Raw genomic sequence first — 19,601 nt, 5'->3', positions numbered from 1 at the left:
GAGGAGGAATGAAGGTGAGTACACAGCATCGTGATTATGAATGGGAACAAAAAAAGCTGGATGAAACGATTTCGGCGATTGACGAAGAAATGGAACAGCTTCGCAATGATATTCGCGAGGCGACAGATGACTATGTGAAACAGGTCGTTAACTATAAAAAGGCAAAGGATTTGCGTTACCTGGAAGATCAGGGGCGAGAGAAGCCTTATTTCGGCAGAGTGGACTTCCTGAAAGATGAGATCTACGAGCTGGATCAGGTCTACATAGGAAAACGGGGAATTGTACGCAGCGATACGTTTGACTCTGTCGTCGTGGATTGGCGTGCGCCTATCGCCAGTCTTTACTATTCCGGTGAGAGCAAAGACGCGTTTTATCGAATGGGACGAGAGATCGTACGTGGTGAAGTTCGCTTAAAGCGTAATTTTGCGATTGAAGACGGTAAGATCGTCGGCATCTATGATGGAGCGGTAAAAGAAACGATTAACCGCGAAATGGGGCATCCAGACGAGTTTTTGCAAGAGGGCTTCATTGATGAATTTTTGGCAGCCAATCTGAATCATGCGAACGATAGCAGGCTAAAAGACATCGTCGCTACGATTCAATCCGAGCAAAATGATATTATCCGGGCGGAAAAAGAACGGCCCATCGTTGTGCAAGGAGTAGCGGGGAGCGGAAAAACGACCATTGCGCTGCACCGACTCTCCTATTTGATATATAACTACCAGGATTCCATGATGTCCAAAAAATTCATGGTGTTCGCACCAAACCGGATGTTTCTTACCTATATATCCGAGGTTTTGCCTGAGCTGGGAGTCGATGACGTTCACCAGTCTACCTTTGTGGATTGGGCAGCGCGTCTCGTGAAACCTCTGCTGCCAAAAGGATGGAGAATCGTGAGTCCGGATAAGCCTCTGCAATTGTTCTTTGAAGAGGGGCAGGATGAGCGCCAGCAAGAAATAACGCGAAACAGGCTTCGCTTCAAAGGATCGCTCGCTTGTCGGGAGGCGCTGGAGCAATATATCCGGCATATCGTCGAAACGAGAATTCCTTTTAAGAAACTCAGCTTTTTATACAATAAAACGAAACAAGTCTTTTCCATTCCGGGTGATTTTATTCGCCAATGCTTCTTGGAGCAATTCGCCAATATGCCGTATCATCGACGGGTAGAAGCTCTTCGTAAGCATTTGAAACAAGAAATGAACAAGCAATTATTTGCCCATTTGCGAGAACGAAAAGTCGATTTGGACAAAGAAGGCTTGTACAAATTCGAGAAAATGCTGGAGCAAATCCTGGATACGTACCTGACTTCATTTCCAAGACTGGAAATTTTCGCAGCTTATCGCGAATTGATTGCTGACGAGGAATTGCTGCGCAAGCTCGTACCTGCTGATATTTCAGACGAAGTGGTGCGTGATGTGACGCAGTCTAGTGCTGCGCTGTTTGCAGAGGAGAGATTGGAGCCGGAAGATATCGCTCCATTGCTATACTTGCAGCATATTGTTGAAGGAATGAATAAAGCGGAGCATTTTGATCATACGGTCGTGGATGAAGCACAAGACTTGAGTGCGTTAGAAATAGCCGTCATTGCATTGGCAACCAAGCGAAACTCGCTCACAATCGTGGGAGATATTGCGCAAGGCATTCATAGCTACCGGGGGATTCTTACCTGGGAAGAGTTGACGAAGGGGATTTTTGCCCAGCTGTTTCCTTCTTATTATACGTTGTCGCAAAGTTATCGTTCCACAATTGAGATCATGCGCTGCGCCAATGAAGTGTTGCGGCAAATTGAATTGCCTGAGACGGTATTGGCAAAACCGGTTTTGCGACATGGTGAAAAACCAATCATGGTCAAGGCTCGTTCACGAGCGCAACTGTGGGAGGACATCTCTTTGCGTGTGGCTGCCTACCAGTCGGAAGGCTTCAAAACGATTGCCATCGTAGCGAAAACCATACAAGCGAGTAAAAAAGCCCATAAAGGCTTGCAAGACAAAATAGCTGATCTGACTCTGTTAGGCAGCAAGGATAACCAATTTCCCGGTGGCGTAACCGTCATGCCTGCTTTTTTAACAAAAGGCTTGCAGTTCGATGTGGTCATTATACTGGATGTGGATGCCTATCAAAATAATGAATGGGATGCGAAACTGTTGTACGTCGCGATGACACGTCCGGTCCATCGGCTTGTTATGACGCAGGTTGATGATGTTTCTTCACCGTTGCTGAAAGATTTACCGACAGCGCTGTACACCATGGCTACTGACGAATAAGAATCGATTCATCAAAGAAAACCCTCTGCCTGTAAAAAGCAGAGGGTTTATCTGTACAATCTTAGTGGTCGCCTGTGTTCCCTTTAGAAGGGTTGGTAATCACAAATCCTTCTTGCGGCAAGAAGAGGTAATCAATGACAACGCCATCCAGTAATGGCTCATCTTTTTTCACGATCACATCGATCTCTTTGTCAGTCGAGATCACCACATCTTCTTCTGTTGGCTTGTCCAGAGCGAGTCCGTAGTGGGCATGATCACCATGAGCGTGAGTAATATAAACGCGCAGTTTCAATTCTTTGTCTTCTTCTTGCTCGATAATTGGAGCCAATTGTTTGGCAGCGTTACGAGTGATTTTTAGTTTCACAGGTCAAATCCCCTAACTGTATGTAAGTTACCATTCCATCTTAGCAAGAGGGAATTCAGGATGCAATGTTGAAAGTGTTACGACATGTGTAGAGAATGACAACAGGGTGGAAGGAGAGTCATCTATGAAAATTGATTTGCGTAGTGATACCGTTACGAAACCAACCGAGGAGATGCTTCGGGCAATGGCGGAAGCGGAGGTTGGTGATGATGTTTACCGAGAGGACCCAACTGTCAATCGTTTGGAAGCGATCGCGGCTGAAATACTCGGAAAGGAAGCGGCTCTGTTCGTAACAAGTGGCACGCAAGGCAATCAGGTTGCTGTTTTGACGCACTGTGTCAATGGAGATGAGGTCATTGCGGAAGCGGATTCGCACATTTTTTACTATGAAGGCGGCGCTATGTCGGCATTAGCCGGCGTACAGACAAGGACGCTGGTTGGCGAACGGGGTGCTTTGCGCGCAGAAGAGGTAGAGAGGGCGGTAAGGGGCAACAATATCCATTTTCCTCGCACAAAATTGATCTGTCTCGAAAATACACATAATCGCGCTGGAGGGGCGGTAATCTCTGTGGCGCAAATGAAGAGTGTTTATGCTATCGCGCAAAAACACGGTATTCCCGTTCATTTGGACGGTGCTCGTCTCTTCAATGCGGCTGTCGCCCAAGGTGTTGCAGTCAGTGAGCTAAGCGCTTTTGCCGATACCGTTCAGATTTGTTTGTCGAAAGGGCTGAGTGCTCCAGTTGGTTCCATTTTGGCTGGGGATCGTGCGTTTATCGAGGAAGCGAGATGGTGGAGAAAAAAATTAGGAGGCGGGATGCGTCAGGCAGGGTATTTGGCAGCACCGGGCATCATCGCTTTGACACGGATGACCGAACGATTGGCAGAAGACCATGAACGGGCACAGCAATTGGCAAAAGGCTTGCGCCAGCTATCGCTTCAGGTCGAGCAGGTCGAGACGAATATCGTGCTGGTAAATACAGACTCGATTGGACAAACAGCTGTTGGCTTCTTGGAACGTTTGGAGGAAAAAGGAGTGCTCGCTGTTGATTTTGACGAGTATGTCATTCGCTTTACGACGCATCGACACATTACCGATCAACATATCGAGACCGTTGTTGCAGCAGTCGAGCAATTATTGGAAAAGGTGTAATCGTTTCAACCGCCCGTAGCCAGTCGAAGGGAAGACGGGCTTTTTCTTTTTCTCAAAACCGAATTCGAAATAATTAGACAATTTGTACAAAATAAGAGTCTATACACGATCTGTTTTTCGCCATACCGTCTGATTTGTTTCGTCTGCACTTGCGTTATCATGGTAGTGTGATAAAGCAAAAGCGCTTCCTGGTGTATGGAATCGAATGGAATCAAAGGGGATGGTCTCGATGAGAAAGAGGATAAGCTTTATTTTGAGCAGTTTCTTATTACTTCAAGTTTTAGCGGGATGTAGTACAAGTGAAACGGGGGTAACGAACAAACCAAACGATCAGGCATCTCAACCAACGAAGCCAACGGGAAAAGAGATGGTATTGAATTGGAATGCTGACGGTGGAGAGCCTCCGACAGCAGATCCCGGACTAGCTTCCGATGGCACTTCCTTTGATGTGATTACTGCTTGTTTTGAAGGACTGACTCGGTATGGACCGGATGGGAAAATAGCCAACGCGATTGCCGACAGTTATACGGTATCCGAGGATTTGACGACGTACACGTTCAAATTGAAAACGAATGCGCAATGGAGCAACGGAGATTCGGTAACCGCCCATGACTTTGAGTTCGCCTGGAAAAGAAATCTCGACCCCAAGACAGCGTCCGAATATGCCTATATGCTTTATTTCATTAAAGGGGCAGAGGAGTTTAACACTGGGAAAGGATCACATGAAGACGTAGGGGTAAAAGCACTAGACGATTTTACATTAGAGGTCAAGCTCAATTCGCCAGCTCCGTTTTTTTACGAGCTGACGGCTTTCCCGACACTGTTTCCTTTACATAAAAAGACCTTGGAGGCACATCCGAACTGGGCAGCTTCTCCAGACAACTACGTAGGCAACGGCCCATTCAAAATGGAGCTGTGGGAGCATAAAAACAAAATGGTCCTTGTGAAAAACGAGAAGTATCATGACAAAGATGCCGTGAAGCTCGACAAGATCGTCTGGAGCATGATTACTGATACCAACACCGCTCAAGCGTTGTTTGATTCTGGTGATTTGGATTGGGGAGGGCATCCTACCTACGTGTTGCCCGTCGATGTGATCCCTGCTTTGCAGGAGGAAGGAAAAATCGTGATGGCACCATATCCGAACACGGTTGCAGTTACCTTTAACACAACGGTGTCCCCTTTTACGAATAAAAAGATTCGCCAAGCCTTCTCGTATTCGATCCAACGGCAGCCTCTTGTAGATGGAATCGTGCAGACAGGGGTGCCTGCGGCTTTTGCGTGGGTTCCGCCCTCGATGCAACTCAGCGGAAATGACTATTTTCAAGAGGATGTAGACAAAGCCAAGCAGTTGTTGGCTGAAGGGTTAAAGGAGCTGGGGCTTTCGACATTGCCTGACGTGACCTACACATATGGTTCGGGTGACGATCGTCAGAAAAAACTGGCTGAAGCTCTTCAGGATCAATGGAAAAGAAACCTGGGTGTAGATGTGAAAATCAGTGGTTTGGAGGAAAAAGTTTTTTTACAAAACAAGCGCTCCAAAAACTATCAGTTTGCCTACCGTAATTGGGGTGCTGATTTTAACGACCCTATCAATTTCCTGGAAATTTTCAAGGATAAAACAGTGGGCACGAACGACGCTGCTTGGGAAAACGACAGATACAGAGAGCTAATCGTCCAAAGTTACTTGGAAAAAGACCCGGCGAAGCGTAATGCGATCATGCGTGAGGCAGAGAACATCTTAATGGAGGAAATGCCGATTGCCCCTGTGTATTATGGTGCAAGACCGTATATAAAAAACGACAATGTCAAAGGATTCTTGATCAACCCGTTTGGTGGTAGAGACTTTAAATATACTACCATCGAACAATAAAAAAGAGTCTTGCCGTATCCGGAAACTTGGAGAGCGGCAAGGCTTTTTTTGGTTCCGTTCGGTTGACTCACTTGTGTGTAATTCAGACCCGCCAATGAAATACTATAGCTATCCAACATAGGGGAAAAGAGGGATGGATATGATCTCGGCCAAAGAGCGAGAACGCATTCTCAATCAAATGAAACGGGATGAGAGCAAAATTGTCAACATCGTCCTAAACGATTCCAATCAGGTTGCGGGCGAAATTGAAAAAGCCAACCACCAAGGCATTTTCCTGGTGGATGGCCGGTACTACGGGTACGAGGACATCAAAGAAATCAATGGCTCGTAATGGTTACAGGCGTGGAGGCGGGAAGAAATAGCGCAAGGCGTCAGGCAGCTCTTTTTGCCACAAACCCCAGACGTGATTCCCTGGTTTTTCTCGATACGACAAGGTTGCTTGCTTGTCCTCAAGAATCTGTTTTGCCTTGCGATTCCATTGAACGAAATCGAAGGTACCCGCACTTGTTTCTACAGCTGTCTCATCGAGGCCAACGATCATCCAAATTCGCAGCCAAGATAGACTAGACTGATCCAAAAGCGGGTCGAGTGTCGTTTGGAAAAACGCCCCGGACAGCGCGAGCACTTGTGGAAAAAGGTTTGGGTTTTCCAATGCGAGATGCAAAGAAACGGTTCCACCCAAAGAGTCTCCTGCCAGCACACGTGAAGCAGGATCACGGCGCACAGGATAACGCTCCTCTATGTAAGGAATCAGCTCTTCGGTGAAAAAACGCTGATAGGCTGCGTTTCTCGACCCAGATGGAGAATACTCGCTCGTGCGTTTGTTACGGTCGACGGAAACACCGACGACGATATAGGGTTCGATACCTTCTTCCAGAATCAATTGATTGGAGATGGTCGCGATTCGCCCCATCGTAAAAAAGTCGTTCCCATCCTGGCAATACACAACAGGGTAAGAAAGAAGCTCATTATACCCCGGCGGCAGGTATACTTTGACCGAGCGGGGAGTGTCCACGTGGATGCTGGGCACTTCTTCTTTTATGATGGTTCGCTTTACATAGTCAGACATCGATTCACACTCCCTGTATGCTCAAATGAAAAACTAAGCCTTGAAAAAAACTGATACAGCTTATATAGTAAATGATAACAGAGAGGAAATAAACCCTGTAATATCAATACTGTAACACATTAAACAGGTATTTTGACTGCAATATAACAGGGTGTTGCAAACGGCGCTGTAAGCCCTTTCTTGCACCATGCAACTTTCTTCTGGTTTTTATCAGGGCCACTTCCGCCGCGAATGGCATTCGTCGCTCATCGAGCAGATGCTCAGATAGAGGAGACAAAGAGCAACGCGGAAAAAGGAAGTCCCTTATTCTAGTGACGAGGTGAATGTGATGAGCGTATCCACTGCTGTTGAACAAACAGAGAACAACGCCCCGCTGCAAATTCTTGCCCCGGATGGTACGGTTGTTCGTCCTGACTTGATGCCTAAGCTCTCCGATGATGAATTACGTGAACTGATGCGTAAAATGGTATTTACCCGTGTGTGGGACCAACGCGCAATCAGCTTGAACCGCCAAGGTCGTCTTGGTTTCTATGCACCAGTAGCTGGTCAAGAAGCAAGCATGATCGGTTCCGAGGCTGCTCTTTCCAAAGAAGACTTTATCCTGCCTAGCTACCGTGATATTCCACAAATGGTGTGGCATGGTTACCCTATGCACAAAGCATTCCTGTATTCCCGCGGACACATCGAGGGCGGCAAAATTCCTGAAGGTGTAAACGTATTGATGCCACAAATCATCATTGCGGCTCAATGTACACAAGCAACAGGTGTTGCAATGGGTTACAAGCTGCGCGGTGAAAAGAAAGTGGCGATCAACTACTTTGGTGACGGTGCGACTTCCCAAGGTGACTTCTACGAGGGTATGAACTTTGCAGGTGTATACAAGCTGCCTGTTATCTTCTTCTCCCAAAACAACGGTTATGCGATCTCTCTGCCGTTCGAAAAACAAACGGCTTCTGAAAATATCGCAGTCAAAGCAGTTGCGGCTGGTATTGCTAGCGAACGTGTTGACGGTATGGACATTCTCGCCGTTTACTACGCAGTTCAGCAAGCAAAAGAGCGCGGCGTGAATGGCGAAGGTGCGACTCTGATCGAAGCAATGACATACCGTTATGGACCTCACACCATGGCTGGTGACGACCCAACTCGCTACCGTACAGGTGAAGAGCAAAGCGAGTGGGAACTGCGCGATCCACTGATCCGCTTCCGCAAGTTCCTCGAAGCAAAAGGCCTCTGGAGCGAAAAAGACGAAGAAGCTGTGATCGAAGAAGCGAAAGCAGCTGTTGCGGACGCAATCAAGAAAGCGGACGAAACACCTAAGATGAAAGTTAGCGAACTGATCGATGTAATGTTTGAGACACTGCCGCCTGCACTCGAAGAGCAAAAGGCAGAATTCCTGGCGAAGGAGTCGAAATAAGCCATGGCACAAATGACAATGGTTCAAGCCATTACGGATGCAATGCGCGTAGAGTTGAAGCGCGATGAAACCGTTCTTGTCTTCGGTGAAGACGTAGGTAACAACGGCGGGGTGTTCCGTGCAACAGAAGGTCTGCAAGCTGAGTTCGGCGAGCAACGCGTTTTCGATACGCCGCTCGCTGAGTCCGGAATCGGCGGTTTGGCTGTTGGTCTTTCCGTAAACGGCTTCCGTCCAGTAGCAGAAATTCAGTTCTTTGGTTTCGTTTTTGAAACGTTCGATGCAATCGCATCTCAAGCTACTCGTATGCGTTACCGTTCCGGCGGTCGCTTCACGAGCCCAGTTACATTCCGCTCCCCATTTGGTGGCGGTGTGAAAACGCCTGAGCTGCATGCTGACTCTTTGGAAGGCTTGATGATGCAAACTCCGGGTCTGAAAGTGGTTATCCCTTCCAACCCGTATGATGCAAAAGGACTGTTGATCTCCGCGATTCGCGACAACGATCCGGTTGTATTCCTCGAGCACATGAAGCTGTACCGTTCCTTCCGTCAAGAAGTTCCAGAAGGCGAGTACACGATTCCACTCGGCAAAGCAAACGTAGTAAAAGAAGGTAGCGATGTTACCATCATCACCTATGGTGCGATGGTGCATACCAGCCTGAAAGCAGCAGAAGAAATCGAGAAAGCGCGTGGAGCAAAAGTAGAAGTAATCGACCTGCGCACCATCAGCCCACTTGATATCGATACGATCGTGGATTCTGTGAAGAAAACAAATCGTGCGATTGTGGTTCAAGAAGCACAAAAAACGTCTGGTGTTGCGGCAGAAATTATCACGCAAATCAACGAACGTGCGATCCTGCACCTCGAAGCACCAGTGCTGCGTATTACAGCACCAGATACCGTTTACCCGTTTGCACAAGCAGAAGATGTATGGCTGCCTGACGTAAAACGCGTAGTAGATGGTCTGACTCAAGTCCTCGATTTTTAATTGAGAAACGGACATAATGGCGGAAAAGTTGAAAGCTTTCCGCCTTCTTTTGGGAAATATAGGCTTACTACTATGGCGAAGTGTTATAAGGAGGAGATACTGTGAGTCGTTTTACATTCAGACTCCCGGAGCTCGGCGAGGGTATCCATGAAGGCGAAATCGTCAAATGGCACGTACAGCCCGGAGATTCCGTAGAAGAAGACCAAGTCATTATGGAAGTACAAAATGACAAGGCGGTTGTAGAAGTACCGTCGCCTGTTAAAGGGAAAGTTATCGATCTGAAAGTAACCGAGGGTACGGTTTCTGTAGTCGGCGATCCACTGATCGAGTTTGACGTAGAAGGCGAAATTCCGAACCTGCCAGACCATGGGCATGGCGATTCCCACGCTGCTGAAGCGGCACCAGCGCCTCAAGCTGCAGACAAAATGGAGCCAGGCTGCGACATCGGTTCCCAAGTGAGTGCAAATGCGAACCAAACTCTTGAAACGCCAATGGCACAAGCAACTGCAACTGCAACAGCAGTAGCGGCACCAATTGACCGTAAGCATGTGTTGGCAACACCTTCCGTTCGTAAATACGCTCGCGAAAAAGGCGTTCAATTGGCTAATGTACCTGGTACAGGCAAATTGGGTCGCATCACACGCGAAGACGTAGATCGCTTCGTATCTGGCGGAGCAGCAGCGCCAACTGCACAAGCAGTGGCAGCTACAGAAGTAACAGAGGCACCTGCAGCAGCTACAGGTGTAGCACAAGCAGCAGCGGCTCCAACCGTTCACCACACACCTCAAGCAGGCGAGCTGGAAGAGCGCGTTCCGCTGAAAGGTATGCGTAAAGCAATCGCGAAAGCAATGGTAAAATCCGCTTACACAGCACCACACGTAACAATCTTTGACGAAGTGGATGTTACAGCGCTTGTTGCTATGCGCAAAGATGCGAAGCCACTTGCTGAAGAGCGTGGTGTGAAGCTGACTTACCTGCCTATGATCGTGAAAGCTGTTGTAGCTGGTCTGAAGAAATTTCCAGAACTTAACGCTTCTATCGACGATGAAAAACAAGAAATCATCTTTAAAAAGTACTATAACATCGGTATCGCTACCTCGACAGAAGACGGCTTGCTCGTTCCAGTTGTGAAATCCGCTGACAGCAAATCCATCTTCCAAATCGCAGGCGAAATCGGCGAGCTGGCGAAGAAAGCACGCGACCGCAAAGCAACTGCTGATGAGTTGAAAGGTTCTACTTTCAGCATCACAAACATCGGTTCTGCGGGCGGTATGTTCTTCACGCCTATCATTAACTATCCAGAAGTAGCTATTCTGGGTGTTGGTCGCATTAGCGAAAAGCCGATTGTGAAAAATGGTGAAATCGCGGTAGGTCAAATGTTGCACCTGTCTTTGAGCTTTGACCACCGCTTGGTTGATGGCGAACCTGCACAGCGTTTCGTCAACTACGTGAAGCAGCTCCTCGAAAACCCAACGCTGCTCGTCATGGAGGGATAAGAGACAATGGTAGTAGGTGAATTTACTACAGAGGTTGACGTACTCGTAATCGGTGCCGGTCCAGGTGGATATGTTGCAGCAATTCGTGCCGCTCAACTTGGTAAAACAGTAGCTGTCGTGGAAAAAGCTGAGCTGGGTGGCGTGTGCCTGAACGTAGGTTGCATTCCTTCCAAAGCGATGATCCACGCTGCACACACATATGAGCACACCCAACATACGGAATCCATGGGTATCACCATGGAAAATGTAAAAGTGGATTTTGCCAAAGTACAAGAGTGGAAGAGCGGCATCGTGAAGCAACTGACTGGTGGAGTTGGCTCCCTTTTCAAAGGCCACAAAATCCAGGTAATCCCTGGTGAAGCGCTGTTCGTAAGTGAAAATGAAGTACGTGTGTTCCACGGTTATGATGTCAACCGTTATCGCTTCCAGCATTGCATCATTGCAACTGGTTCCCGTCCAATCGAGTTGCCTGCATTCCCGTTTGGCAAACGCGTAATGTCTTCTACTGAAGCGTTGTCCTTGACTGAACTGCCGAAGAGCCTCGTGGTAATCGGCGGCGGATACATCGGGATCGAGCTTGGTACAGTGTTCGCGAAGTTTGGTACAAAAGTTACAATTTTGGAAGGTTCCGATCAAATCTTGCCAGGATTTGAGCCAGACATGCCACGTTTGGTGGAACGCAAGCTGAAAAAGCTCGACGTTACCATCCATACAAAAGCATTGGCACAAGGAATGGAAGAGACAGAAAACGGCGTGATCGTGACTGCTGAAGTAAAAGGCGAACAACAAAAAATCGAGGCGGAATACGTACTCGTTACTGTTGGACGTCGTCCGAATACAGATGAACTCGGTATTCGCGATATCGGCATGAACATGACTGACCGTGGGTTGATCGTTGTCGACAAGCAAGGCCGCACGAGCATTCCTAACGTATACGCGATCGGGGATATCGTAGCAGGTCCTGCGCTGGCTCACAAAGCTTCCTACGAAGGTAAGGTTGCTGCTGAGGCGATTGCTGGTCATCCAGCAGAAGTGGACTACAAGGCGATTCCAGCGGTTGTATTCTGCGATCCAGAAATCGCAAGCGTTGGAATCAATGAGAAAGAAGCAAAAGAAAAAGGCATCGAATACATTGTAGGTCGTTTCCCATTCGCAGCAAACGGTCGCGCTCTGTCTGTAAATGCAGGCGAAGGCTACGTGAAGCTGATTGCAGAAAAAGAAACGAATCTCGTATTGGGTGCGCAAATCGTTGGTCCTGAAGCATCCAACATCATCGCTGAGATCGGATTGGCGATCGAAATGGGCGCAACACTCGAAGATATCGAGCTGACCATCCACGCACATCCAACACTGGGTGAAGTAACAATGGAAGCTGCTGAATTGGCTCTGGGTCGTCCGATCCACGTCATGAAATAGGAAGCGGAAAAAGCCTTGTGCCAGAAATGGGTACAAGGCTTTTTCTTCCACATCTTACCCTTTCCACCTGTTCTTAAATAATGTAAAATAGTGGGAGACAACGTTAGGTGGGGGCCTGCAGCATGGAAACAATGAGTAAGATGATTGATGACTTGCGACTAAAGCTGGAGCGCGCAGCGAAAGATTCAGGTTACAATTTTCTTGACCCTGAAATCGTGAGAATCAGCCAACAATTAGATAAATTAATTGTCGCACATATGCAACATGAAAAACGCCCTTCATGAGGGCGTTTTTGGTTGAGTGGATACTCCCGAGATGGAATAAAGCAAATGGGCATTCCAGCCTTTTTTCGTAAGCACGGGTTCTTGGGCATAATAATAGCTCGGATAAAGAATGAGATGCTGTGCATCATAGCTAGGACCATTACTCGGACAGGTAAGCTGGTGAGTTTTCGTATCGTAGGTAATGGCGGGAGAAATGGATTGCAGATAGGTAGTAAGGGATTCGATTCCTTGTAAAGAGTAATAAATCCGTTCTGCTTCACGAACAAATTTTGGAGCAATCGCCTCCCAATTCGCCTCAAAAAATAGCTGCCAATAAGATGAAACGAACAGGCTGAAACGGCCTTTCACATAATCGGCATCCTCTTCTAAATCGAGAGCAACTGCAGGAGAATTGTGATGCAATATCCACTCCTCCAAGATCGGTTTGATGCTACGCAAAAAATGATCAGTGGGAAGTGTTACGAAGTACTCATATTGATCATCGACAGCCATCACGCCTTTTGTATGTAGGGGGTCAAATGAGTCAGGGATCCCATATCGAAAGAGGGGGACCAAATAGCCCCATTCTTTTAAAAGACGGGCAGACTCAAACTGCTCTAATTTTTCTTCGGTCCAAAAAGCAAATCGCTCGGGAGGTGTCTCTTGGGCGAGTGTATACAAACTGGCAGCCATCTCGTACAGCGGCGAAACACTATAGCTGATCAAATTGGAAAGAGGGCTATGGTTGCCCGGAAGTGGAATGGTGATCATCTTCACTTAACCTCCATCAAGGATACTAAATTTATCATAGTTCATCCTTGTGGGACAATTCAATCTTTTTCGATGTTAAAAAAAGGAAGAGTAAAGACACCCGACTGCAATGGAGCCGGGTGCCATTCATTATCCTTCTCGTGTTCGAATAGCGCGCGAATGATTTTGCTGCTTCACTTTTTTAGAGCCGGACTGGGGTTCGCCGGTCTGTTCCAGCGGTTGAGCTACATTATTGTAAGTTTGATGCGGATTTTCATCAAGAATATGGTCCTTTTCCATAAAATCAACTCCTTCTTTACCTAGTTTGGCGTAAACACATGATGACGAACCATAGGAAATGCTGGTATTCTATAATGAGGTTGTTCCAAACTGGTATGGTGAGGAAGCATGTCCACATTTAGAAGGAATTGATATGTTGTCAAAACTACAGAATGGCACGATACTGTTTATAGAACATAATATTTATTATGTAAACAATAAACGAGCTCTGCTGGTCTGGAAGGAGCGAGAACTATGCCGGTCTTAATCGCCCCCGTATTCAATTCAACAACAGCACAGCCCGTTCGGATCGATTTGCCTAATTCGTACACGCTCATATCAGGCGCAAAGAGGCCATATGAGATCGCGTCTCGTTTCTTGCGCAATGAGATGGACGAGAACAAGCGAACCTTTGATTTGCGTGTAGATCCCAGCAGTTTATTTTTAGTTGGGGATCACGAAGAGATGAAAGTAACGGATGATCGGGTGTGGATTGAAGAAATCGAAAGTAAGCTGAATCTAGCGTCCACAACAGGGACTTGTTCGATTCCTTACATCATCACAGTCAGTGGCAATATGTATGGCATTACGTATTTGAAACGATCGCTTGATGGTGATAAGTACACATTTGATGATGAAACGGCTGGCATTTTTTCTTCATTAGTTGAACAGAAGCTGCCATCCCTTGCTTTTCGTCGCTATGCGCTCTCGCTGGAGAAGAAAAACTACGAGGATCAGCTGTTGGATCTGTGGATTGCATTAGAATCATTGTTCGTTCCCGATGGCAAAAAAGGCGAGATTACCTATAAATTGCGTGTCCGAATGGCGTACTACTTTGGAGAAACCGCCTTGCAGCGTGAACGGATTGCACAGTTTGTAAAAAAATCGTACAATCATCGCTCAGAGATTGTGCATAGCGGCAAGCTGTTCGGTGACAAGCTGGCTACAGAAGTCACGATTCTGAGGGCGTTGACAAGAGCCGCAATTTTGAACATCGCCGGGGAAAGTGTCAACCTTCAAGAAATGCGTGTCCGGCTGGACGAATTGGTATTTACGGGCGAATCTTATGTGGCAAGGTACGCGCCTACTTTTTTTGAAAGAATTTTGGTGTAAGCCTCATAGAGGAAACAGATCAGGAGGAAGAATAGAGCATGAGTGTTTTGATTGTAGAGAATTTGTCCCATGGTTTTGGGGACCGTGTTTTGTTTCGTGATGTTTCTTTCCGTTTGCAACCGAATGACCGTGTAGGACTGGTAGGCGCAAATGGTACCGGAAAATCAACGATGATGGGAATTTTGACAGGCCAAAACTTGCCTGATAACGGTCGTGTTGAATGGATGCCCAAAATCGAATACGGATATTTGGATCAGCATACCAAGCTGCAAGCTGGTAAAACGATTCGCGACGTACTTAAGGACGCTTTCCTGCCGCTGTTAGAGCAAGAGGCTGAATTGATGACGATTGGTGAAAAGATGGCCGAGGCATCTCCAGAGGAACTGGAAGAATTACTGGAACGCATGGGCGAAATTCAAGACAAGCTGGAAACAAGCGGCTTTTATTTGATCGATGCAAAAGTAGATGAAATTGCCAACGCTTTGGGCTTGAGTGCAATCGGTTTGGACCGCGATGTTGCCTCCCTCTCTGGTGGCCAGCGTACCAAGGTTCTTTTGGCAAAATTGCTGCTGGAAAAACCAACCGTTCTTTTGTTGGATGAGCCGACAAACTACTTGGATGAAGAGCATATCGTGTGGCTAAAAAACTACTTGAAGGAATATCCATATGCCTTCATGCTGATTTCACATGACACGACCTTCATGAATGAAGTTGTGAATGTGATTTATCATTTGGAATTTACCAAGTTGAATCGTTACACAGGGAACTACGAATCCTTCTTGGCACAGTCTGAGATGAAACGCAGTCAGCACTTTGACGCATTTGAGAAGCAACAGGAAGAAATAGCAAAAATGGAAGACTTTATTGCGCGCAATAAGGCACGTGCGTCTACTACCGGCCGTGCGAAGAGCCGTCAAAAGCAACTCGATAAAATGGATCGCATCGACAAGCCGGAAACAGCAGCGAAACCTTCGTTTATCTTTAAGGAATCCCGGGCAAGTAGCCGTTTTGTCATCGAAGCTGAAAACTTGGAGATCGGATATTCACATCCCTTGCTGCCAAAGCTTAGTGTGAAGCTGGAGCGCGGTGAAAAAGTAGCGATTGTCGGCATGAACGGTGTGGGTAAGTCTACATTGCTGAAAACGTTGCTGGGCGTAATTCCTCCGCTGGGTGGAAAGCTGGAGAAAGGCGATTTCCTCCATCCGGCTTACTTCGAGCAAGAAGTAAAGGCGAAGCCAATTACTGCACTCGATGATGTCTGGAATGAATTCCCTTCCATGAATAACCATGAGGTTCGCGGAGCGCTGGCACGTTGTGGCTTGAAAAATGAGCATATAAATCGTAACCTGAATGCTCTGTCCGGGGGCGAGCAAGCAAAAGTTCGTCTCTGTAAATTACTGCAGCGTGAGAGCAACTGGTTGGTATTTGACGAGCCGACGAACCACTTGGATGTCGTTGCCAAGGAAGAGTTGAAACGCTCTTTGAAGGAATTCAAAGGAACCGTCCTTCTCGTATGCCACGAACCTGAATTTTATGAGGATTGGGTTACACAGACGTGGGATGTTGAGAAATGGAGTTTGGAGCAGGCAAAAACTCCGATTAAATTGTAAAAACAAAACAGGCAGCCACCCATTGGGTGAGACTGCCTGTTTTATTATGTGAGCGACGCATTTCGCATACGGATCATGGAAAAGTGCAGACTGCTTTGTAGCAATGAATCTCGGAGCGGCAACAGCGAAGGAGTGATTCGCAATTCAATATCCGCTTGGCTAAGGCAGTGTACGAGGTCGCCTAATGGTCTTACGTCTAGTGGCGTAACCGTTTCCTTTGACAAATAGTAGCCTGCACCTTCGTCCCAGCAATAAAAAGCTTCTGGCGAGAAGGTATATTCATACAGCTTTGTTTGTGTAAGCTTGGGATACCATTTGCTTTCGATCGCAATAACCATTTTGGCGCTCGTCAAGCCAAGAAAGCGCTCGACGTCTGCCGGCATAGAATCTGCTTTTTTGTAAAAGCAAATCCTCGGGCAATCTCGCGGTAAATAATACATCGGCGCTCGTTCTTCATCAATCGCCCATACAGCCGGAGCGAGTGTGGGGTGGGAGGGATGTGCCCGAGGCTGAAAATTCGCAATGGCTGGGTCTTCACTATAGTGAAACAATTTGTCCAAGAATCTAAAACCTCCTCAAAATCACCCTAGCCGTTCTCTAAAAAACAGCCCACGCATTTGGCAAATAGCGGCCTCGATGATAGGGAGAAGACGTCTTCGTAATGGACTCGCCATTGTGCAGCATCATGGAGCTGGAACCACCGTCCATAGCCATTGCTGTAACCACACCCCGCTCAGCTAGTATTTCCGCCATGTCGTTCATGCTTGCCCCGATGGAATGCCCGGGTTGGCGACCATCAATGACTGCAAATACAATTGTCCCGTCTTCTTTTTGTCCAATCGCGGTACGCGGTTGAATGCCCCAGCTTTTGGCAGGCTTTCCTTCAAACATATTTTTCCCGTTTACAATCAACTGCGGACGGAAGCTCACAGCGTCACGCACGCCCATTTTTACGAGTTGTTCAGCCGAGTAGCTGCCTGTAATCAGTTTACCGTCATAGGTAAGTCCTAGTGCGGTTTCTCCGCTTCTCGGGTTGTAGCCTTGCAAAATCTTTCCGTCGTGGATGACGACGCCGTAAGCTCGCGCTCCTTTGCCGTAACCGTCTGGGTCAGCGAATCCACTCGCATTGACGATCCCGATGGCTCCTGTTTTCTTTACAAACTCATCGAGCAAATCTCCACGGTCCTTGCGATTCGTGACGACGAGCCGTACTCTGCTCGGGTCGCTAATGTACATGATTTTTCCTTTAAAGTAATAACTGCCTTTCGAGACGTCAATTTCCTCAATCTCGATCAGCGCCTTTGGTTTCTCTGGAAGTGTGACGGTTACCAGATTCGATTTCGGCGGAATAGCTGGTCCTGTCGTGGCTGAACCTGTATCTTCAGAGTTGATAACGGTAGGATGTGTAATTTGCTCCTTTAGTTCTTTCAGTTTTTCATCGGGCAAAAATGTATAGGGGGCCCAGTAATCGTGCTGGGTTGTCAGCAAAGTACCTGCCGCCCATTCACGCAATTCTACTCCATTTTTCGTTCCAAATAAAAAAATAATTCCCAGTAGAGCTAAGGTTGTACAGGTTAAGGAAGTGCCGAGGATCCATTTCTTAACCCAACGCCATGGTCTTTTGCGCTTGGCTCGCTTGCGTGTGCGAGTGCGCGACAACGTCTCCATTCACTATTCACATCCATCTAACAAATTGTACTAGAGTTGTCATTCCTATATGAAGAGACGCATGACCGGGAAAAAGGTTTCAGGAAAATAATATGTGATCAGCCTGGTCAAAATAAGAACAGGAGGTGATAGGTGTGCGTGACTATGATGAGGCGTTTCAAAAGGAAGTAGAGGAGTACATGGAAAGTCCAAAAGGGACACGTAACCAAACCACCAGCCGGGACCGTCAAGACCAAGGTGAGAAGCAGGAAACCCGTTTCGATTCGAATAACGGGTAGAAGGAAGGTCAGGCGAAGTCCAATGCGGATTTCGCCTATTTTTATCTTTTTCTAAATGGACCTTACCCCACGAGGACTGGCTTACCTCTGTATTCTACCTGCAAAGTGTGGTAAGCTTACCCAATGCACGACTTTATGCCAGGAGGGTTTTTGTGAGCACCACGTTTGCAGATTTACAAATTAGCGCACCGCTGTTGACTATATTGCGAGAGCGAAAAATGGAAACACCGACACCTGTACAAAGTGAAGCCATCCCGTTGATTATGGCTGGTCGAGATGCCTTGATTGAATCACCGACAGGGACAGGCAAGACGTTTGCTTATTTACTGCCGATTTTATCGAAAATCAATATGGAGCAAAAAGATGTACAGGCCATTGTACTTGCACCGACGCATGAGCTCGTTGTTCAGATTGCGCGGGAAGCAGAAAGCCTTCTGCCAGGCAAGGATACGGCCGTGATGTCCATTATTGGCGGTGTCGATGTAAAACGCCAAATCGAGAGACTGAAAAAGAAGCCTGTATTGATCGTTGCAACACCAGGAAGACTGCTGGAGCTGATTGATCAGCGCAAGCTAAAGGTCCATGAAGTGAAGACAGTTGTTGTTGATGAGGCAGACCGTATGCTGGATGCGGGCTTTGGCAAACCAGTCCAAGAGGTCATGAAAAAAACGCTTCGTGATACACAACGACTGTTATTCTCAGCGACAATCGCAGAGGAAGTCGTACATACGGCTGAGATTTTTACAAAAGATGCTGCCGTTATTCGCGCAGCAGCACCAGAAGGAGCTGCAGGGGTAGCACACATGTATTTGGTGACCGATCCACGTAAAAAGGTGGATACGCTCCGTCGTTTGCTGCGCCTCGTCAATGTTCGCTCCTCGATTGTTTTTGTCAATCAAATCGAAAAAGTGGACGAGATTGTTTCGAAGCTCAACTACCACCATTTGCCGTGCAGACTCCTGCACCGTGATGCTACGAAAGAAGAGCGTGCCCGCACCCTCCAACAATTCCGGGATGGGGCATTCCCGGTGCTGATTACGACAGATGTATCCGCACGTGGCATTGATATTCCAGGTGTGGAATGTATTGTGCATTACGATCCTGCATCGGATGCTGACACGTACATTCATCGCAGTGGCCGAACTGGGCGTATGGGGCGTGCCGGACTGGTATTTTCCATCATTACGACACAGGAACGATTCATTATTCAAAAATTTTCCAAGCAAACAGGCTTGCCGATTGCTGAAAAATTCATGACGCACGGAACACTGGAAGATCCGCGTCCTGCAAGAAAGCCCGCACCAGCACAAAAGTCAGGAGCTCCAGCCAAAAATGCGAGCCCTGCCAAACGGAATCAAAATCGTGCACATAAGAAGGGCAGCTTTGGAACAAAGTAGGACAAGAAGTACACAACTTGTCTGCAGGAGGTTTCCATGCGCAAAGATCGGTTATATGAAGAGGATTTACTGGTAAATGGCACTGTTGGTGGAGAAGTTCTGACGAAACACGAACGACAAGTGCTGCGCCGGGAAGCAGGGGAACTGAAGGAAAAGATGGAACAGGCGAAACAAGAGCCGATTGCAGAATGAAGAAGAGCAGGGAGAATCCGT

General features: G+C 47.3%; 20 protein-coding genes. 14 read left to right on the top strand and 6 right to left on the bottom strand.

The window, feature by feature from the left end:
- The first annotated feature begins 14 nt into the window (after positions 1–14).
- Positions 15–2,264, top strand: coding sequence for a HelD family protein (locus M3630_RS02875; RefSeq protein ID WP_251251158.1), 2,250 nt, complete (start codon positions 15–17; stop codon positions 2,262–2,264).
- 61 nt (positions 2,265–2,325) lie between these two features.
- Here the strand turns inward: M3630_RS02875 and M3630_RS02870 are convergent, their stop codons facing one another.
- Positions 2,326–2,628 carry a HesB/IscA family protein gene (locus tag M3630_RS02870; RefSeq protein WP_015891593.1) on the bottom strand — a complete coding sequence of 101 codons (303 nt, stop codon included), beginning with the start codon at positions 2,626–2,628 and terminating at the stop codon, positions 2,326–2,328.
- Positions 2,629–2,752: 124 nt separating this feature from the next.
- On the opposite strand from M3630_RS02870, the gene ltaE reads away from it, so the two are divergent.
- From ltaE to M3630_RS02855, 3 genes are all read left to right on the top strand, one after another.
- Positions 2,753–3,778 (top strand): low-specificity L-threonine aldolase, encoded by a 1,026-nt coding sequence (ltaE, locus tag M3630_RS02865; RefSeq protein WP_251251157.1) that lies wholly within the window; start codon positions 2,753–2,755, stop codon positions 3,776–3,778.
- Between the two features lie 229 nt (positions 3,779–4,007).
- Positions 4,008–5,651, top strand: a complete 1,644-nt coding sequence (locus tag M3630_RS02860; RefSeq protein ID WP_251251156.1) for a peptide ABC transporter substrate-binding protein — start codon at positions 4,008–4,010, stop codon at positions 5,649–5,651.
- Between the two features lie 133 nt (positions 5,652–5,784).
- Positions 5,785–5,982, top strand: coding sequence for a hypothetical protein (locus M3630_RS02855; protein WP_047067647.1), 198 nt, complete (start codon positions 5,785–5,787; stop codon positions 5,980–5,982).
- Between the two features lie 3 nt (positions 5,983–5,985).
- Here the strand turns inward: M3630_RS02855 and M3630_RS02850 are convergent, their stop codons facing one another.
- Positions 5,986–6,720 carry an alpha/beta hydrolase gene (locus M3630_RS02850; RefSeq protein ID WP_251251155.1) on the bottom strand — a complete coding sequence of 245 codons (735 nt, stop codon included), beginning with the start codon at positions 6,718–6,720 and terminating at the stop codon, positions 5,986–5,988.
- A 328-nt stretch (positions 6,721–7,048) separates the two neighbouring features.
- Here M3630_RS02850 and pdhA point away from each other — a divergent pair, with 328 nt between their 5' ends.
- The 5 genes from pdhA (at position 7,049) to M3630_RS02825 (ending at position 12,314) form a co-directional block, all read left to right on the top strand.
- Positions 7,049–8,134 carry a pyruvate dehydrogenase (acetyl-transferring) E1 component subunit alpha gene (pdhA, locus tag M3630_RS02845; protein ID WP_219660244.1) on the top strand — a complete coding sequence of 362 codons (1,086 nt, stop codon included), beginning with the start codon at positions 7,049–7,051 and terminating at the stop codon, positions 8,132–8,134.
- Between the two features lie 3 nt (positions 8,135–8,137).
- On the top strand, positions 8,138–9,118 hold the full coding sequence (locus M3630_RS02840; RefSeq protein ID WP_047067643.1) for an alpha-ketoacid dehydrogenase subunit beta: 981 nt from the start codon (positions 8,138–8,140) through the stop codon (positions 9,116–9,118).
- Positions 9,119–9,219: 101 nt separating this feature from the next.
- Positions 9,220–10,614 (top strand): dihydrolipoamide acetyltransferase family protein, encoded by a 1,395-nt coding sequence (locus M3630_RS02835; RefSeq protein WP_251251154.1) that lies wholly within the window; start codon positions 9,220–9,222, stop codon positions 10,612–10,614.
- Positions 10,615–10,620: 6 nt separating this feature from the next.
- Positions 10,621–12,030 (top strand): dihydrolipoyl dehydrogenase, encoded by a 1,410-nt coding sequence (lpdA, locus tag M3630_RS02830; protein WP_251251153.1) that lies wholly within the window; start codon positions 10,621–10,623, stop codon positions 12,028–12,030.
- A gap of 122 nt (positions 12,031–12,152) precedes the next feature.
- Entirely contained in the window at positions 12,153–12,314 is a 162-nt protein-coding gene (locus M3630_RS02825; protein ID WP_251251152.1) for an aspartyl-phosphate phosphatase Spo0E family protein, read from the top strand.
- Here M3630_RS02825 and M3630_RS02820 read toward each other — a convergent pair.
- Both M3630_RS02820 and M3630_RS02815 read right to left on the bottom strand, forming a co-directional pair.
- Complete coding sequence (locus M3630_RS02820; protein ID WP_251251151.1) at positions 12,309–13,064, bottom strand: hypothetical protein; 756 nt, start codon at positions 13,062–13,064, stop codon at positions 12,309–12,311. The two genes, M3630_RS02825 and M3630_RS02820, sit on opposite strands and share 6 nt — an antisense overlap.
- Before the next feature lie 129 nt (positions 13,065–13,193).
- The gene (locus M3630_RS02815; RefSeq protein ID WP_173607895.1) at positions 13,194–13,343 is read right to left on the bottom strand and encodes a small acid-soluble spore protein P; all 150 of its coding nucleotides are present in this window, start codon (positions 13,341–13,343) and stop codon (positions 13,194–13,196) included.
- 234 nt (positions 13,344–13,577) lie between these two features.
- On the opposite strand from M3630_RS02815, the gene M3630_RS02810 reads away from it, so the two are divergent.
- Together M3630_RS02810 and M3630_RS02805 are read left to right on the top strand one after the other, a co-directional pair.
- On the top strand, positions 13,578–14,435 hold the full coding sequence (locus M3630_RS02810) for a HEPN domain-containing protein (RefSeq protein WP_251251150.1): 858 nt from the start codon (positions 13,578–13,580) through the stop codon (positions 14,433–14,435).
- 38 nt (positions 14,436–14,473) lie between these two features.
- The gene (locus tag M3630_RS02805) at positions 14,474–16,045 is read left to right on the top strand and encodes an ABC-F family ATP-binding cassette domain-containing protein (RefSeq protein ID WP_251251149.1); all 1,572 of its coding nucleotides are present in this window, start codon (positions 14,474–14,476) and stop codon (positions 16,043–16,045) included.
- 44 nt (positions 16,046–16,089) lie between these two features.
- On the opposite strand, the gene M3630_RS02800 is transcribed toward M3630_RS02805, so the two are convergent.
- The gene (locus M3630_RS02800) at positions 16,090–16,605 is read right to left on the bottom strand and encodes a DUF6886 family protein (RefSeq protein WP_251251148.1); all 516 of its coding nucleotides are present in this window, start codon (positions 16,603–16,605) and stop codon (positions 16,090–16,092) included.
- 37 nt (positions 16,606–16,642) lie between these two features.
- Positions 16,643–17,713 (bottom strand): phosphodiester glycosidase family protein, encoded by a 1,071-nt coding sequence (locus M3630_RS02795; protein ID WP_251251147.1) that lies wholly within the window; start codon positions 17,711–17,713, stop codon positions 16,643–16,645.
- 134 nt (positions 17,714–17,847) lie between these two features.
- Here M3630_RS02795 and M3630_RS02790 point away from each other — a divergent pair, with 134 nt between their 5' ends.
- The 3 genes from M3630_RS02790 (at position 17,848) to M3630_RS02780 (ending at position 19,580) form a co-directional block, all read left to right on the top strand.
- Complete coding sequence (locus M3630_RS02790) at positions 17,848–17,991, top strand: hypothetical protein (protein WP_162837736.1); 144 nt, start codon at positions 17,848–17,850, stop codon at positions 17,989–17,991.
- A 152-nt stretch (positions 17,992–18,143) separates the two neighbouring features.
- Positions 18,144–19,388 carry a DEAD/DEAH box helicase gene (locus tag M3630_RS02785; protein WP_251251146.1) on the top strand — a complete coding sequence of 415 codons (1,245 nt, stop codon included), beginning with the start codon at positions 18,144–18,146 and terminating at the stop codon, positions 19,386–19,388.
- 36 nt (positions 19,389–19,424) lie between these two features.
- Positions 19,425–19,580, top strand: coding sequence for a hypothetical protein (locus M3630_RS02780; RefSeq protein WP_232773040.1), 156 nt, complete (start codon positions 19,425–19,427; stop codon positions 19,578–19,580).
- Positions 19,581–19,601 lie beyond the last annotated feature (21 nt).

It is taken from the genome of Brevibacillus sp. MER 51 (genome assembly GCF_023714195.1).
Classification (GTDB): domain Bacteria; phylum Bacillota; class Bacilli; order Brevibacillales; family Brevibacillaceae; genus Brevibacillus.
Note: the sequence above shows the minus strand (reverse complement) of the source record. Positions and strands in the feature narration are given on the sequence as shown.

Bases quoted from the DNA above. Each gene is read 5' to 3' on its own strand.
- ltaE (WP_251251157.1), top strand. From the start codon at position 2,753: ATGAAAATTGATTTGCGTAGTGATACCGTTACGAAACCAACCGAGGAG.
- M3630_RS02860 (WP_251251156.1), top strand. From the start codon at position 4,008: ATGAGAAAGAGGATAAGCTTTATTTTGAGCAGTTTCTTATTACTTCAA.
- M3630_RS02855 (WP_047067647.1), top strand. From the start codon at position 5,785: ATGGATATGATCTCGGCCAAAGAGCGAGAACGCATTCTCAATCAAATG.
- M3630_RS02850 (WP_251251155.1), bottom strand. From the start codon at position 6,720: ATGTCTGACTATGTAAAGCGAACCATCATAAAAGAAGAAGTGCCCAGC.
- pdhA (WP_219660244.1), top strand. From the start codon at position 7,049: ATGAGCGTATCCACTGCTGTTGAACAAACAGAGAACAACGCCCCGCTG.
- M3630_RS02840 (WP_047067643.1), top strand. From the start codon at position 8,138: ATGGCACAAATGACAATGGTTCAAGCCATTACGGATGCAATGCGCGTA.
- lpdA (WP_251251153.1), top strand. From the start codon at position 10,621: ATGGTAGTAGGTGAATTTACTACAGAGGTTGACGTACTCGTAATCGGT.
- M3630_RS02825 (WP_251251152.1), top strand. From the start codon at position 12,153: ATGGAAACAATGAGTAAGATGATTGATGACTTGCGACTAAAGCTGGAG.
- M3630_RS02820 (WP_251251151.1), bottom strand. From the start codon at position 13,064: ATGATCACCATTCCACTTCCGGGCAACCATAGCCCTCTTTCCAATTTG.
- M3630_RS02815 (WP_173607895.1), bottom strand. From the start codon at position 13,343: ATGGAAAAGGACCATATTCTTGATGAAAATCCGCATCAAACTTACAAT.
- M3630_RS02810 (WP_251251150.1), top strand. From the start codon at position 13,578: ATGCCGGTCTTAATCGCCCCCGTATTCAATTCAACAACAGCACAGCCC.
- M3630_RS02805 (WP_251251149.1), top strand. From the start codon at position 14,474: ATGAGTGTTTTGATTGTAGAGAATTTGTCCCATGGTTTTGGGGACCGT.
- M3630_RS02795 (WP_251251147.1), bottom strand. From the start codon at position 17,713: ATGGAGACGTTGTCGCGCACTCGCACACGCAAGCGAGCCAAGCGCAAA.
- M3630_RS02780 (WP_232773040.1), top strand. From the start codon at position 19,425: ATGCGCAAAGATCGGTTATATGAAGAGGATTTACTGGTAAATGGCACT.